At 50.1% G+C, this 15,080-nt stretch carries 11 protein-coding genes and 1 pseudogene; 2 read left to right on the top strand and 10 right to left on the bottom strand.

All coding sequences use genetic code 11. The annotated features are described in order from the left end of the window. Window positions 1-175 precede the first annotated feature (175 nt). The 10 genes and pseudogenes from ACN0V1_RS08210 to ACN0V1_RS08165 all read right to left on the bottom strand — a co-directional run bounded on the left by ACN0V1_RS08210 (window position 176) and on the right by ACN0V1_RS08165 (window position 12,545). Window positions 176-472: a type II toxin-antitoxin system RelE/ParE family toxin gene (locus ACN0V1_RS08210; RefSeq protein ID WP_417544527.1), complete on the bottom strand. Its 297-nt coding sequence runs from the start codon at window positions 470-472 to the stop codon at window positions 176-178. Then, window positions 472-726 carry a type II toxin-antitoxin system ParD family antitoxin gene (locus ACN0V1_RS08205; RefSeq protein WP_417544526.1) on the bottom strand — a complete coding sequence of 85 codons (255 nt, stop codon included), beginning with the start codon at window positions 724-726 and terminating at the stop codon, window positions 472-474. The genes ACN0V1_RS08210 and ACN0V1_RS08205 overlap by 1 nt, the downstream gene beginning before the upstream one ends. A 224-nt stretch (window positions 727-950) precedes the next feature. Next, window positions 951-1,499: pseudogene (locus tag ACN0V1_RS08200) on the bottom strand (transposase); the annotation flags it as partial. 853 nt (window positions 1,500-2,352) lie between these two features. Continuing rightward, on the bottom strand, window positions 2,353-3,483 hold the full coding sequence (locus ACN0V1_RS08195) for a hypothetical protein (RefSeq protein ID WP_417544525.1): 1,131 nt from the start codon (window positions 3,481-3,483) through the stop codon (window positions 2,353-2,355). A gap of 171 nt (window positions 3,484-3,654) precedes the next feature. Beyond that, the gene (locus ACN0V1_RS08190) at window positions 3,655-6,195 is read right to left on the bottom strand and encodes an ATP-binding protein (protein WP_417544524.1); all 2,541 of its coding nucleotides are present in this window, start codon (window positions 6,193-6,195) and stop codon (window positions 3,655-3,657) included. 306 nt (window positions 6,196-6,501) lie between these two features. Further along, the gene (locus ACN0V1_RS08185; RefSeq protein ID WP_417544523.1) at window positions 6,502-7,200 is read right to left on the bottom strand and encodes an NrdJb; all 699 of its coding nucleotides are present in this window, start codon (window positions 7,198-7,200) and stop codon (window positions 6,502-6,504) included. Between the two features lie 28 nt (window positions 7,201-7,228). After that, on the bottom strand, window positions 7,229-9,367 hold the full coding sequence (locus ACN0V1_RS08180; protein WP_417544522.1) for an adenosylcobalamin-dependent ribonucleoside-diphosphate reductase: 2,139 nt from the start codon (window positions 9,365-9,367) through the stop codon (window positions 7,229-7,231). A gap of 421 nt (window positions 9,368-9,788) precedes the next feature. Next, complete coding sequence (locus tag ACN0V1_RS08175) at window positions 9,789-10,583, bottom strand: ABC transporter ATP-binding protein (RefSeq protein WP_417544521.1); 795 nt, start codon at window positions 10,581-10,583, stop codon at window positions 9,789-9,791. A gap of 9 nt (window positions 10,584-10,592) precedes the next feature. Beyond that, window positions 10,593-11,495: an ABC transporter permease gene (locus ACN0V1_RS08170; RefSeq protein ID WP_417544520.1), complete on the bottom strand. Its 903-nt coding sequence runs from the start codon at window positions 11,493-11,495 to the stop codon at window positions 10,593-10,595. A gap of 75 nt (window positions 11,496-11,570) precedes the next feature. Next, window positions 11,571-12,545 carry an ABC transporter substrate-binding protein gene (locus ACN0V1_RS08165; RefSeq protein WP_417544519.1) on the bottom strand — a complete coding sequence of 325 codons (975 nt, stop codon included), beginning with the start codon at window positions 12,543-12,545 and terminating at the stop codon, window positions 11,571-11,573. 238 nt (window positions 12,546-12,783) lie between these two features. On the opposite strand from ACN0V1_RS08165, the gene ACN0V1_RS08160 reads away from it, so the two are divergent. Then, the gene (locus tag ACN0V1_RS08160; RefSeq protein ID WP_417544518.1) at window positions 12,784-14,451 is read left to right on the top strand and encodes an AMP-binding protein; all 1,668 of its coding nucleotides are present in this window, start codon (window positions 12,784-12,786) and stop codon (window positions 14,449-14,451) included. Between the two features lie 129 nt (window positions 14,452-14,580). Continuing rightward, on the top strand, window positions 14,581-15,072 hold the full coding sequence (locus ACN0V1_RS08155) for a thioesterase domain-containing protein (RefSeq protein WP_417544517.1): 492 nt from the start codon (window positions 14,581-14,583) through the stop codon (window positions 15,070-15,072). Window positions 15,073-15,080 lie beyond the last annotated feature (8 nt).

Genomic DNA, 15,080 nt, shown 5'->3' with positions numbered 1-15,080 from the left:
TTACCTAGGAGTGTCGTCAAATTAAGCCCGAGGGTTTTTCTACAGTCTCAACGCCTAGCTCACCGGAAAATTGGGAGCGCCAGCGAGTAATTTTTCCGAGTGCCGCTACTTGTTGGGCGACAATGGCAGGGAACCGGATGGAAATCTTGAAGCTGGGACCAAAACCTAGCTACCCTTATTCCAGAAGCCTTTCAGGTGCATCCATATCCTCGTGCAGCACACGAACAACGACCACCTCCGGTTCAAGCACCTGATAAAAAACCGCGTGGTGCTCGACCTGTAATCTGCGATACCCAGAAAAAACATGGGTATAATCTGCGCCAAGTGATGGATGGTTGATCAACTGTTTCATTCCTTCGCCCAACTGATCCAAGTATTTATCCGCCTGATCAACACCCCATTCTTCGTAGGTATATATCCAAATTCCGATGAGGTCTGATTCCGCCTTTGGCGTAACACTCAGCTTAAGCACTAATTGGCCGCTTTCATTCGCTTGCGGCCCGCCGCTTTAATAGCTGCCATATCGAGCGGCTTAGGTTTCCCACTTGACTCACCCTCAGCGAGTGCTTGCCTCAGCGTGGCAAGACGTTCTTTGGCCTGCTGGTCCCTCCGGATGAGATCGCGGATATACTCACTGTCATTACCAAAGTGACCACTTTCAATCTGACCTTTTACCCAGTCGTCTTGCTGTTCAGTCAGCGTGATGGTTTTCCGATGCATGCTCATAGCTAACGCCCCTAACGCAGAAGAAGTATGACAATATCATACCACCCCCTTGAGCCAAATCAACGATCCACTTCTTGTTGCCCAACGAGCCTGTATAAAAACACTTCACAGAGCCTGATCTACAGCCGCTTTGTTGTTTTTTCATCACCTGCGATTAACTGGCGCAAGTTTGCTCATTCGCCGGCAATCCTATGTGTCCGGGAGGTTCTGATGCCGCTTACCATATCCCGTTCGTGGTGTTCACGAAGGTGATGACGAATCAGCCGCTTCAGCTTATCCCGCTTTTCACCCAGCTCTTTGAAGGTGCCCGACCATTCTTTAGCGGCATTCGAGGACATTTTGCAGCCATCGATGGCGAACAGTTCGTTGCCCAGCAAGCCTTGTTCGTGACACACCAACAACACCTGCTCGAACAGTTCTTCAATCTCATTGGCATGAAGACTGACGAACTTGGCCAGGGTGGTGAAGTGCGGGACAGTGTCGCAGGACAGGGCTTTGAAGATGATGTTGGTCTCGCAGCACCACTGGATCTCACGGCTGGAGGCGATGCCTTTGGAGTAGGCAAACAGAATGATTTTCAGAAGAATGGCCGGATCGTAGGCCAACCGGCCGGTGTCGTCGTTGCGGTATTTCGGGTGAAGCACCGACAGATCCAGCTTGTGTTCAATCAGGTAATGAACGGCGTGTTCAAAGGTGCCGGGCTGGAGCTGTTCTTGATAGTTGATGACGACCATGGCGTCCTGGTCGTAGTTGTAGTGCTTGAAGCGGGGCATGCCGACGGCTCCTTGTCTGTTTGTTCAATGCTACCAAAAACCATCCGTTTTGGGGTTTTTCTACAGCCTCAACGCCTTGGGTAAGCTGCCGGGACGGAGCGCAGCGGAGTATCGGTCAGCTTCACCCACTGGTGTACGCCCAGCATGGGCATGAACTAATGGGGTGAAAGTCCCCTGTGGGAAGATCACCGCTCAGTCGGTTTTACCCGATTGGACGCTAACCACTAGCGAATGGCAAGGGCCAATCCGCGAGGAAAGGTCTGGAGGAAGCCGCTAGCAAAACTGCGAGCTGATGAACAAGAACATCATATGAGGCGTAGGCTGAAGGCGAGTTGGCACCAGACGACGAAGCCACGTGATCTAACGGCCACCGTAAATGATGCAGCAGTGCAGGGAAAGTTTGTGCTCTTATCTGGGGAGATCTGCTCAACGGAGCGATCAGTCAATTACCAGTCAGGCCACTGGTCGATCAAGCCTGGGCGCAGCCGTTACCATCGGCGGTTGCGAGCGAACGAGATGGACACCGATAGCGCCGATGGGGGTAACTCCGCCGGTGATTGAGCAGAAGTCAGCAGACGGCATAGTAGCCAAATGCCCATCGTAATGGGTGGGACAGGGTGAAGGCCTGAACCCGAAAATCAATGAGGAGCCTGTGCAGCTCAGCGATTCCATATCCGACCGGATTAAGGACTGCTGGCGCAAAATCAGAAACCATCATTGAGGTAAGCGGAGCTAATCGGCCGACTTGCTTTGAGCGTTTTTGGGAAACGCCCTGTGCGGAGCCGCATGCAGGGTGTTGTGGGGGCTGGGGGTTAGATACCCCCGGCTACCCGATTAAGCGAGTTGCTACAAATCAAACTGGGGTTCCTTTTTCACCTAGAACCCTTAAATAGTAATAGACGAAAAGGCATTTAGTGAAGTGATTCATCCTATGTAGCTCCCTGAAAGCCATGAGTATTCTCCGGCTAAAATCCAAGAAGTACATTGATTCAGATTTTTGCTGCTTAATGCCCTCACGCTTTGGATAGTAAGTTATTTCTTGAGACACCTCATCATATTCCGCCTTGTAATGCGCCACGGAATTTCGGAGTTGATTGTCCATTACGTTTGCATCCAATGCGTACCATGGATCATCAATAAAATCTAATTTTTTTCCCAACGGGTAGTCAGCAAACTTATCCAAATCCTTTGGGGCACCGGGTATATTCTCAAATTCGTCGTGGCTATCGCGCTTAAGGAGATTATTGAATCCCGCAACCAGAACTAGTGCTCTGGAAATTATCTCGGCAATATCTTTATACAGATCTTTTGCATCTACAAACTCGTGCGCGGACACACGATATGGCACTTGGTTGCCTTGGTATTCTTTGTCAAAATCCAAAAATAATGCTGGTCTAAGCATTAGTTCAATATCAATTATTCTTGGATAAATCTCTAAGCAGTCCTCTTGAACATTCCTCAGGAACCCAGTGTTTACTATTTCCTTGATAAACCTCTCGAGCTTATCCTTCTTTGCCTTCTCCAACTCCATGAGCTTTTCGGTGTAAAGAGATGTCGCATCTACGTTCTTTTCTGGTTCAGAAAACGGGAAAAACGATTTTTCAATCACATAATACAAGGCCCGGTTTTGGTCAAGCTGAGACTTGCAGGCCATGGAAGAGCCCAAAAATGAAAGTGCCTTTTTCCTGAAAAGGTTAGCCTTTCCCTTTTTGTATAGGTTGAAAATAGACTTTATTTCTTTTTCTCTTTCATATACTTCGTTTAGATAATTTACACGCAAAGAGTGCATCTGCATTTCTTTATGACCGATGCGCATAGTAGCCGCCATGTATGGAGTCATTCCCATCACGTAATCACCAAACTTGACCGGAAAATCCAAATGCAGATCGACGAAATTAACACCTTTCTCGAAGCGATCAGTCTTGACCTGTTCAGCTCCGGAAACCTGTATATCTACGCCCACATTCTCAAAATCCGGAATCATTGTTATATCAATGGGAGAACCGCAAGACGCGCAACGGAAACGGAGTGGTTGGTATGCTCGATTGGACATGCCTAAACGGCAGTTTGTCTTCTCGTCACAAGTCTCGCAACAAACGCTTATGTTGAAATTCACGAATTACCTCTTTGCGCTTAACGCCAAAATCAGGTGCAGCTATGCTGTCACCTGGATTTTCTTGTTACGTGTCGATGCTTTCATGTTTCGATATGCTTGATCCAGCTTTAGAGCAAGTGCCTCTCTGTTACCACCACCTTCACGGATAAGATTAGGCGCCCGCTCAAGGTAGTCCCTAAGCTCTCGAAATGCTTCGTCAGAAACTGATTTCTCGTCTATAAAAAACTGAGAAACTTCCATCATTCTATTGAAATTTATGCTCCGAATATCTCCACCGTTAATGGCATTTATGATTGCACGTCCGGCAACCTCATACATGGCGTTATTCACCGACTCATCCCAAATAGCGTCAACAACTTTAATATTCAAATCTTTAAACTTCTCCCATTTTTCTTTTTTAGATAATTTTATTAACTTCGATGACTGCCTATAACAAGCAACAAGATAACGAATTTTACTATCATAATTTACAGTGCTAATCGCTAAGTTATAACTAGCATATGCATATCTTTCACCCCACTGTGTATCAAATTTCACGATACTACGCAGAGCATTATCGCAAACCTCAAATATCGCCTTAATACTTCCGTAATTGACTTCTGTTTGATACCACATCTCGAAAAAAGCTGGTTTCCTCTGGCCTTTAATGAACGCTTCTGAGAAAGATTTTCTGGCAATGTCATCGCTAACGGTAGGGTCTTCATAGTTAGTCTTTGCAAGAATAAAAAATAGATCAGAGTTTTCCTTATATCTTGGTTTTTTTATAAGGGAACGAACAGTATTTCTTGAGTCATCGAATCTTTCTTCTTTTAAAAGAGAATTGCATTGTCTAACTGCTGCTCCAACCTCTGGAATATGTACTTGTGAATTTGCCTCCAGTCCCTCACAAATTTCTCTTATTCTATTTATGTATTGATCAGAGTTTGGAACGATATCGTTAGCTATAGAAAGAACTAGCTTGCTTATTGATGAGGTGCTTTCGAACCTAGGTTCTTCTTCAATAAATTCAATACTACTAATGAGAAATAGATTTCCTAGCTGCTCAATTGACGTGTTAATTTCAGAATTTTCTAAATCTGTATATTGGTGTAACTCACTACGCGACAAAGACCCCACATAACTAATTGTTAATAGTATTTTTATTGCTTCAGGAGATAATTCCGAAACTTCCTTTCTTAATGCCGCTTCCCGAACAGCATCCCCACTTTTTCCGGACCAATCTACAATAGCTTTTTCTACAGAAACTCCTAATTTGCATAATCTTAGTATTGACTCAGTGAACAATGGAGAGCCTTCAGATGTTAAATTCAGCTTCTCTATATTTTTTTCATTATATTTTTGAAGACCAATAGATTCGCATATCGCGTTAACTAGATCTTTATATTCTTCACCTTTTAGACCTGGAACCAAGATAGAAGAATCATTTGAATAAATATTATTGGCTCGCGTTGTCATCAAAACTCTAGATGAGGTATTTGATATGGAGCGAGCGATTTCCATTATGCGCTTTTGCTCTTCGGGTGAGTTTGAATCAATATCATCAATGACAACAAATGATGGAATCAATTTTAAGCCATCTCTGGCAGCTCTCTGCAACTGCTGCAAAGTAAACTCTTTTACCTCTTCTGGTAAAGTTCCTGTTCTCAAACATATCTCTCTGAGAAGTGAATCCAGATCCTTATAGTGAGTTTCTGGAGCCCCGACGTATTGATTGTAGGCCGCTTTGAACTGTTGCTTTTTTGCTGTTAACCACATTACTTGTTCGAATAATTCTGTTCCGGACTTGATTATTAACTGACAAAACTCATAGGCAATTGATGTTTTTCCCTTGCCTCCATCAGCGGCTAAAACCTTTGTGTACTGAAAGTCGTCTGAAAGCCAAGACCATAATTCTTGGAGTATCTCAAATCTTCCGATAAATTCCGGGCATATAAAGTTTTTATCAGGCAAATTATGCTCAATGATATTTTTTCTTATTTGCTTAGACTCTCCTTCCTCGGAAAACAAGCTCCTCTCAGACACAAGGAATTCAAAATCGGATTGGGCAACAACTTGTTTACACTCATCAATTTTCCTTATATAAACAGCATCTTTTCCTAAAATCAATTTTCCTTTTGAGTTGGCGCCATCATTTATCGCTGCTATTGAATGAGTTCTTTTATCTCTTTTGGGAATATGAAGCAAGCCAACAAGAAAATCAATTTCTCTATAAGAGATTAGAATCTCTTCATATGTGAGATCGAGCCTTTTATTAAAGTGTCGATCAAATTGCCCTCTTAGCTTCTGCTGATCAATAAGATTTTTTTTAACACCACAAATAATAAAAGAAGTATCTTTTTCAACTTCGTCCACGCCAAAAATAATGTATCCGCCAAAAGTGTTATGGAAACTAATTATTGACTTTAGTAGTTTTAAGAATGCATCCGCGCTGTCTTCAAATGTCTTTTTATAGTCCCAAAGTTCGCATTCTTTCGAAAGTAATGTTCCATCTTCTCTTACAAGATTTTCGACAACTGATTTAGAAACATCACCATTAAGAATTGATTGGTATATTTTTTGCTTAACCTTAGTAATATCCATACAAATCTCTAGATTAGTTTTGAAACTTTCTTTGACACGTAACAGCGTATTGGGTGGCGCGCTCAATTATTCAATAATTAAACGTCTTCACTTTCACTCACCATGATTACGCAATTCCCGAGCAACATGTATACAAAGCTAACGTAAAAACCGCTATTTACCACCGTCGCCTCGTTAAAATTTGTAATCTCACCGCGCAATAACGACGCGGTCACACGCATGCCAGGCCGCAGTGGGTGAGGGCACAAACAAAAAAGGCCCGAAGCGCAAACTCCGGGCCTTCCTGTTTACCTGCCAATCACTACCTCAACCGCACTTACTATCCCCACAAGACAAACAAGTCGCACAACCGTCCATCACAATCACCGCCTTGGTGCTGCACTTACCACACATAGTGGAGTTGGGCGGGAAGTCGCCGGCTGTGTCGTCGTTGGTTGCCTTGGTGCTGGTGGATTCAAACTCGGCACGCTTTTCGGCAAGGATCCGCTTGGTGGTTTCGCTCATTTCCTCGCTTTCCATCAGGCCTACGGCCTTCAGGTGCTTCTCGATAACGGCACCGATTTCAGCCACCAGGGAAGGCATGAATACGCCGCCTTTCTTGAAGTAGCCGCCGTTGGGGTCGTATACCGAGCGCAGCTCTTCCACCAGGAAGGTCAAATCGCCGCCTTTGCGGAATACCGCAGAGATTACGCGGGTGAGGGCGATTACCCACTGGAAGTGTTCCATGGATTTGGAGTTGATGAACACTTCGTACGGCTGCCGGCTTTCGTGGTCTGTGTCTTCGTTCAGCAGGATGTCGTTGATGGTGATGTACATCGCGTGCTCGGCCACCGGTGGCTTGATTTTATAGGTGGTGCCCACCAGAAAATCCGGCCGTTCGATGTATTCGTTCATTTTCACGAGCGTGCTTTCCGGCTTTGCGGCTGGCTGCTGTTCGCTCGGTGCGTCGGTGTTGGCTTTTTTCACCCGGTAGCCGACGATTTTGTTGCTGATTTTCACTGTCATGTCTTTTGTCCTGTGTCGGTGTTCCGGATCAATACTTTCCGTAGGTGCCTTCTTTCAGCGCGTCAAACAGGTTGGCGGCGGTATGCATCTCGCCATCGTACTCTACCTGTTCGTTGCCTTTCAGCTCCACTTTGCTGCCGTCGTCGAGGGTGAACTCGTAGAGGGTGTTTTCAAGGTCTGTTTCTTTAACCAGTACGCCCTGGAAGGCTTCCGGGTTAAAGCGGAAGGTGGTGCAGCCTTTCAGGCCCATGTCGTAGGCGTAGAGGTAAATGCTCTTGAAATCCTTGTAGGCGAAGTCGGTGGGTACGTTCGCGGTTTTGGAAATCGAGGAATCTACCCACTTCTGTGCGGCGGCTTGGATATCTACGTGCTGCGCCGGGCTTACGTCATCTGAGGTGGTGAAGTAGCTGGGCAGTTTTTTGTCTTCATCTTCGGAGAAGGGCATGGCGCCTGGGTTAACCAGGTGGCGGTAGGCCAGCAGCTCGAAGGAGAACACGTCGACTTTTTCTTTGGTCTTGCGGCCTTCGCGGATTACGTTGCGGGCGTAATGGTGCGAGAAGCTTGGCTCTATGCCGTTACTGGCGTTGTTGGCCAGCGACAGACTGATGGTGCCAGTGGGGGCAATGGAGGTGTGGTGGGTAAAGCGGCCACCTTTCTCTGCCAGGGCTTCTACCAGCTTGGGCTCAACCTTGGCAATTTCCTGCATGTAGCGGCTGTACTTGGCGTGCAGTACGCGGCCTGGCAGTTTGTCGCCGAGCTTGTAACCGTCTTTCGACAGTTGCGGGCATTTGCCCATCATTTTCGGGGTAATTTCGAAGTCTTCATTCATGATCGGGGCCACGCCTTTCTCTTCTGCGAGAGAAAGCGACTGGCGCCAGCCTTCTACGGCCATTTCTTTAACAACGTCTTCTGTGAACTGTACAGATTCTGCCGAGCCATAAGGCATGCGCAGCATGGCGAGGGTTGAACCCAGGCCCAGAATACCCATGCCGTGGCGGCGCTTGTTGGTAATTTCGTGCCGCTGTTCGGCCAGGGGCAGGCCGTTGATTTCTACTACGTTGTCCAGCATGCGGGTGAAGATGCCCACAACCTTGCGGTACTTTTCATAGTTGAAGCTGGCTTTGTCGGTAAACGGGTAGTCTACAAACATGGTCAGGTTTACCGAGCCCAGCAGGCAGCTGCCGTATGGGGGCAGGGGCTGCTCGCCACAGGGGTTGGTGGCGCGGATGTCTTCACAGAACCAGTTGTTGTTCATCTGGTTAACTTTGTCGATCAGGATGAAGCCGGGCTCTGCGTAATCGTAGGTGGAGGTCATGATGGTGTCCCAGATGAACTGGGCTTTCAGGGTGCGATAGATACGGCACGCCACCTTGCCTTCTTCGTTAACCACATAGCCGGTCAGTACCGGGAAGTCGCGATACACGAACTGGCTGGTGTCTGTAAGGTCCAGGCCTTCTTCTTCTACTTCCTTCTGGGTAACGGGGAAGGAGAGGTTCCAGTTGCTGTCGTTACGAACGGCTTCGATGAAGTCTTCGGTGATCAGCAGCGAGAGGTTGAACTGGCGCAGGCGGCCGTCTTCGCGCTTGGCCTGGATAAAATCGATCACATCCGGGTGGTGTACATCAAATGTGGCCATTTGGGCACCGCGACGGCCACCGGCTGAAGACACGGTAAAGCACATGCGGTCGAAGATATCCATGAACGACAGCGGGCCGGATGTGGTGGCGCCAGCGCCGGCTACGTAGGCACCTTTAGGGCGCAGGGTAGAGAACTCGTAACCGATACCACAGCCTGCCTTGAGGGTGAGGCCTGCTTCGTGGTTTTTCTCCAGGATGTCGTTCATGGAATCCTGAACGGAGCCGGATACGGTGCAGTTGATGGTAGAGGTTGCCGGCTTGTGCGCTTCGGCACCGGCGTTGGAGGTGATCCGGCCGGCGGGAATGGCGCCGTTCTTGAGGGCCCAGGCAAAGTTTTTCATGTGCTCGGCGCGCACATCTTTGTTTTCTACCTGCGACAGGGCAACCGCAACGCGGTGGTAAGTGGCGTTGATGTCCTTGTCTACGGCTTCGCCTGTTTTGGTTTTGAGCTGATATTTGCTGGTCCAGATATCAAGCGAAGTGTCCTGCATCGGAATCGATGTAACCACTGCCTCTGCCTTAGCGTTCATTGCTACCCTCAATCTTCAAGTATGTCTGTTGTCTGTCGATGGCACTCTTTCGGCGGTGCCATATCCCTGTAAAACGTTGCAAAATCTGCTTGGGTGCTATTGATTCTACTTCTGGATCGTTGTCTGTAAAACACTATATATGGGTTTATTTGTAGTGAGTATAACAGGATATAGTGGTTTGTGAATTTAAGTGGAACTATTGATAAGCTGCTTCCGGCAAAGAAAATCAATGAGGAAATGGCTTGCAAGAATGAAAACGGCCATAAATCCGGGGCTTGGGCGATAAAGCCCTGAATCACTACATGTTGTGATCAAAAAACAACCGAAAGAGGGTGTTTTGAGCGCGGAGGCAGGCCAGGAGCGGTTCTGGTGAAATGTCAGAAAGAAAATTAAAAGGCGGGAACCATCCCGCCTTTTAATTTCAGCTCAGCAATAAGCTGTCGTCATCGACTGAAAGCCCGCGCTGGGTTTCAAACAGCTCCAGCAGGTCCTTCACTTCCAGGCCTTCGCGATCCTTGCCGGCAATATCAAACACCACCTGGCCCTGGTGCAGCATGACCGTGCGGGTGCCAACTTCCAGCGCCTGCTTCATGCTGTGGGTCACCATCAAAGCGGTCAGTTTCTGTTCTTCGATGATTTTGGTGGTGAGTGCCAACACGAAGGCACCGGTTTTCGGGTCCAGGGCTGCGGTGTGTTCATCCAGCAGCAGAATGGCCGATGGGGTAAGGCTTGCCATCAGCAGGCTGACGGCCTGGCGCTGGCCGCCGGAGAGCAGCCCCATCTTGTCACCGAGGCGGTTTTCAAGCCCGAGATTCAGGGAGGAAAGGCTTTCCCGGAACTGGTCCATGTACTGCCTTTTTACCGCCGTGCTCAAACCGCGACGCTGGCCGCGCTTTATGGCAAGCGAAAGGTTCTCTTCAATGCTCAGGCCTTCACAGGTGCCGGCCAGCGGATCCTGGAACACCCGTGCCACACGCCCCGCCCGTTTGTGGGTAGGCAGTTTGGTCACGTTCAGATTGTCGACAACAATGGTGCCGCTATCAACGATAACTTCGCCCGCCAGAGCGTTCAGAAAGGTGGACTTGCCGGCGCCGTTACTGCCAATCACGGTAACAAACTCACCCTGATTAACCGTAAGGCTCATGCCCCGGAGAGCGGGGTTTTCCAGCGGCGTGCCTTTACCAAAGGTAAGCCGCAGATCGGTTGCGCTGATCATATTGCCTCCTCAGGCTTTCTTGCGGGTAAGTTTGCCAACCACCGAGCTGCGGATGCCGGGCAATACAATGGCCAGGGTAACCAGAACGGCGGTTATCAGGTTCAGATCCTGTGCCTGCAGGCCGAGAAAATCGGCGTTCAGGGCAAAGGCAATGGCCAGGCGATAAATAATGGCGCCAACCACACAGCCGATCAGGGCACGCATAACCGTTGAGGGTGTAATCACGGCCTCACCGCCAATCAGCGAGGCCAGGCCAATAACGATAACGCCCACACCCATGGTGACATCGGCAGCACCCTGGCTTTGTGCAAAGAGCGCACCTGCCAGGCCAACCAGGCCATTGGATACCGCGACACCAAGAATGATCATGGCGCCGGTGGCAATGCCTTGGGCACGCGCCATTCGGGGGTTGGCACCGGTGGCGCGCATGGCGAGACCGGTTTCAGATTTCATGAAGCGCCAGAGCAGTATCAGCGAAATGAAGATCACGATCACAAACAGCAGAACCGGAACCTGATGATAGGGCAGGTCCAGCGAATACCAGGGCGTAAGTACCGTATCTTCGCCAAGCAGCGCTATGTTCGGCCGGCCCATAACCCGGAGATTGACTGAGTACAGGGCGATCATCGTGAGGATGGACGCCAGCAGGTTCAGAATCTTCAGCTTTACGTTAAGGATGGCGGTTACGGCACCGGCGGCCATGCCGGCGAGCACGGCGCAGCCCGTTGCCAGCCAGGGGTCCCAGCCGTCAATAATGAGAACGGCTGCAACGGCAGCACCAAGTGGGAAGCTGCCGTCAACGGTCAGATCGGGAAAATCGAGTACGCGAAAAGAAAGATAGATAGCGAAAGCAACCAGGCCGTAAATAAGGCCGGTCTCAATTGCGCCGTAAAGTGCAATGTCACTGAGCATGGGTAAAGTTCACCGTGAAATAAAAACGGGCGGGCTCTTTATGGGTATTCAGAGTCCGCCCGTGTAGGTCTGGCGTTACTTGTCGCTTTTTACGACTTCTGCGGCTTCGGCGATTACGTCATCCGACAGCGTGATCCCCATGCGCTCACCCGCTTCGGGGTTTACGAACAGGTTGAGCTTTTCCATTGTCTCTACTGCCATGTCGCCTGGCTTTTCGCCTTCGAGGATGCGTGCAACCATCACGCCGGCCTGGCGGCCGTGATCGTAGTAATCAAAACCCATTGCGGCCACGGCGCCACGGGCAACCGTAGCGGTGTCGGCTGCAAAAACCGGGATCTTGGCGCGTTCGCCTACCGAAATCACCGCTTCAGCTGCGCTGATAACCGTGTTGTCGGTTGTCAGGTAAATGGCATCTACCTTGCCCACCAGGGAGCGGGCTGCGCCCAGCACTTCGGAGGTCTTGGTGGCAGCACCTTTAACCAGTGTCAGTCCGCGTGCCTGCAGGCGTTCATCAAGCAACTCGACCAGCGACACTGCGTTGGCTTCACCGGGGTTATAAACGGTACCAATGCGCTTGGCGCCCGGAACCACGCGCAGCAGCATGTCCAGGTGCTTATCGATGGGCAGCATATCGCTTACGCCGGTAATGTTTGCGCCCGGTGCCTCGGCATTCTTCACCAGTTTTGCGCCAACCGGGTCGGTTACGGCAGCAAACACTACGGGGATGTTGCGGGCTGCAGCAGCAACTGTTTGTGCAGAAGGTGTTGCGATGGCCACAATCACGTCGGGGCTGTCACCGATAAATTTGCGGGCAATCTGGGAGGCGATGGCGGAGTTTCCCTGAGCGCTCTCATGCATGATCTTCAGGTTTTCGCCTTCTGTATAGCCCCGCTCTGCCAGTTCATCCTTTACGCCCTGATAGACGGCATCCAGCGCCGGGTGCTCAACAATCTGTGTGATAGCAACAACACGTGGCTCTGCCGCCTGTGCAAGACTTGCCACTGCCATTAATGACGCGCCCAACAGGGTGCGCAGTGTGTGCCTGGCCATATGCCCATCTCCGAGGTTTGTTGCGGTAGTTGCAGTGTAAGGTGCGAGAGTTTATCACAGCCCCGCGGTTCAGGTGGTAGAGCATGTTACCTTGGACTTGGCCTGATTGGTTATTCCAGTGGAGAGTTTTTGCTCAGGTGGCTCGGGTCACGCTTTGATGGCCCATAATGTGTTGAAATACCCTACTAAAGTCTAAATAATGCCCTTATAAATCAAATAACGAAAGCAAGGAAGGTCCATGGACACAACAAATAAACTTCCTCTGGATATGGTGTATCACTGGGAGAGCGCCAAGGCGAACTCGCTGTACATGACCCAGCCGATCGGTGATGGCAAGGTAGAGGAATACACATGGGCCAGGGCCGTTGGTGAGGCTCGCCGCATGGCATCGTACCTGAAGTCCCTGAACCTGCCGGAAAAGAGCCGCGTTGGCCTGATTTCCAAGAACTGCGCAAACTGGATCATGGCGGACTGGGCGATCTGGATGGCAGGCTATGTGTCTGTACCTTTGTACCCAACCCTGAATGCCGACACAGTCAATTATGTGTTGAACCACGCCGAGTGCGATGTTCTGTTTGTGGGCAAGCTGGATGACTGGGACATGATGAAGCCCGGCGTGCCGGAATCTGTTCGCTGCATTTCCTTCCCGCTGAGCCCGCCCACCGATTTTGAAACCTGGGACGATATCATTGCCAGGTTTTCGCCTCTTGAAGAAAAGGTTGAGCGCGATGCCGATGAGCTCGCGACGATTGTTTATACCTCGGGCAGTACCGGCAAGCCGAAAGGCGTCATGCTCAGCTTCCGCAACATGGCATTTGCGGCCGATGGTGGCATGAAAGTCCTGCAGGTAGGCCCCGATGAGCGCATGCTGTCTTACCTTCCGTTGGCGCACGTATTTGAGCGAACGTTTGTTGAGCTGGCGTCCTTGTACGCAGGTTTTCACCTCTTCTTTGCAGATTCCCTCGACACCTTTGTAGAGGATATGAGGCGCGCCCAGCCAACGCTGTTCCTCTCGGTGCCCAGGCTATGGGTTAAATTCCAGCAGGGTGTTCTGCAAAAGCTGCCGCAGAAAAAGCTGGATACGCTGCTCAGGATTCCTGTGCTGAGTGGGCTGATCAAGAAAAAGATCCTCAAGGGGCTTGGGCTGGATAAGGTCAAGCTGGCTGGCAGTGGTTCTGCGCCGCTCGCCAGCGATGTGCTGGACTGGTATCGCAACCTTGGCCTGGAGTTGCTTGAAGGCTATGGCATGTCGGAAAATTTTGCTTACTCCCATATCAACAAGCCAGGGCGCTCCCGTACCGGGTATGTGGGTGAGTCCATGCCGGGAGTGGAAACGAAAATCAGCCCTGACGGTGAGATTCTGGTCAAGAGCCCAGCCACCATGATGGGTTACTACAAAGATGAAGAAAAAACCCGTGAAACCTTTACCGATGATGGCTTTCTGAAAACCGGCGATAAAGGCGAACTTGACGAACTGGGCCGCCTGAAGATTACGGGCCGGATGAAGGAAATGTTCAAGACGAGCAAGGGCAAATATATTGCACCGGCGCCCATTGAGAATCGCCTGATGGCGCATCAGTCAGTCGAGATGGTGTGTGTTTCCGGGGCCAATCAGGCCCAGCCTTTCGCCATCATTCAACTGGCAGAGGGGATACGGTCGAAAGTCGGAGATGGAGGCTTCCGAAAGGAGCTTGAGACGAGCTTCACCGAGCTTGTAAACAATGTGAATAAAACGGTAGATCCCCACGAACAATTGGCTTTTGTAATAATTGTGAGTGATGAGTGGTCGATTGCGAACAGCTTTCTGACCCCAACGCTGAAGCTCAAGCGAAACGTGGTAGAAGACGCATACGAAGGCGAGGTGAACGAGTGGTATGCACGGCGCCAGAAGGTTATCTGGCAGTAACGCATAAACGGCTTTTTATCCTCAGATCAGGCCCGGCTTAGCCGGGCCTGTTTGGTTTCGGAATCGACATTGGTCGCATAGGGAAAAGCGAATAACACGCCTAAAATCAAGTCCTGTAAGGAGGAGTTTATGACTCAGCTTTCCGCATTCCAGAAGCGCATTCACGAGGAAATACCCCTTTCCCGCGCTCTGGGAATTGAACTGCATTCGTGGGACGGCAATGCATTGCTTGTGAGTGCGCCGCTTGAACCCAATCGCAACCACCAGGGCACCGGCTTTGGTGGCAGTGTATATTCGGTTGCTGTAACCGCAGCCTGGGGGCTCACGGAGTTGGCGCTTGCCGATCTCGGCCTGAAAGGCAGCGTGGTGGTGCAGACCGGCAGTATTGATTATCTTGAGCCGGTGAATTCAGATTTTTACGCCATCTGCCGGCTGCCGGGGGGTGAAATCCCTGAGCGCTTCCGAAAAAGCCTGGCAAGGCATGGCAAGGGGCGGCTGGATCTGACGACTGAAGTGTTCTGCGGCACGCCTAACAATCTGCCGCAGGGCGATCCGGTTGCTGTTTTTCAGGGCCGGTTTGTGGTTCAGGATGCCCGCTCACGCCTCACGCCCCAGCTTTAAAACGTGTA

It is taken from the genome of Marinobacter sp. (assembly GCF_048266785.1).
Taxonomy (GTDB): domain Bacteria; phylum Pseudomonadota; class Gammaproteobacteria; order Pseudomonadales; family Oleiphilaceae; genus Marinobacter.
This window is presented reverse-complemented; position numbering and strand designations above follow the sequence as displayed.

Excerpts from the sequence above, each read along its gene's own strand:
- ACN0V1_RS08165 (WP_417544519.1), bottom strand. The coding sequence starts at position 12,545 with ATGGCCAGGCACACACTGCGCACCCTGTTGGGCGCGTCATTAATGGCA.
- ACN0V1_RS08170 (WP_417544520.1), bottom strand. The coding sequence starts at position 11,495 with ATGCTCAGTGACATTGCACTTTACGGCGCAATTGAGACCGGCCTTATT.
- ACN0V1_RS08155 (WP_417544517.1), top strand. The coding sequence starts at position 14,581 with ATGACTCAGCTTTCCGCATTCCAGAAGCGCATTCACGAGGAAATACCC.
- ACN0V1_RS08190 (WP_417544524.1), bottom strand. The coding sequence starts at position 6,195 with ATGGATATTACTAAGGTTAAGCAAAAAATATACCAATCAATTCTTAAT.
- ACN0V1_RS08180 (WP_417544522.1), bottom strand. The coding sequence starts at position 9,367 with ATGAACGCTAAGGCAGAGGCAGTGGTTACATCGATTCCGATGCAGGAC.
- ACN0V1_RS08185 (WP_417544523.1), bottom strand. The coding sequence starts at position 7,200 with ATGACAGTGAAAATCAGCAACAAAATCGTCGGCTACCGGGTGAAAAAA.
- ACN0V1_RS08205 (WP_417544526.1), bottom strand. The coding sequence starts at position 726 with ATGAGCATGCATCGGAAAACCATCACGCTGACTGAACAGCAAGACGAC.
- ACN0V1_RS08195 (WP_417544525.1), bottom strand. The coding sequence starts at position 3,483 with ATGATTCCGGATTTTGAGAATGTGGGCGTAGATATACAGGTTTCCGGA.
- ACN0V1_RS08160 (WP_417544518.1), top strand. The coding sequence starts at position 12,784 with ATGGACACAACAAATAAACTTCCTCTGGATATGGTGTATCACTGGGAG.
- ACN0V1_RS08175 (WP_417544521.1), bottom strand. The coding sequence starts at position 10,583 with ATGATCAGCGCAACCGATCTGCGGCTTACCTTTGGTAAAGGCACGCCG.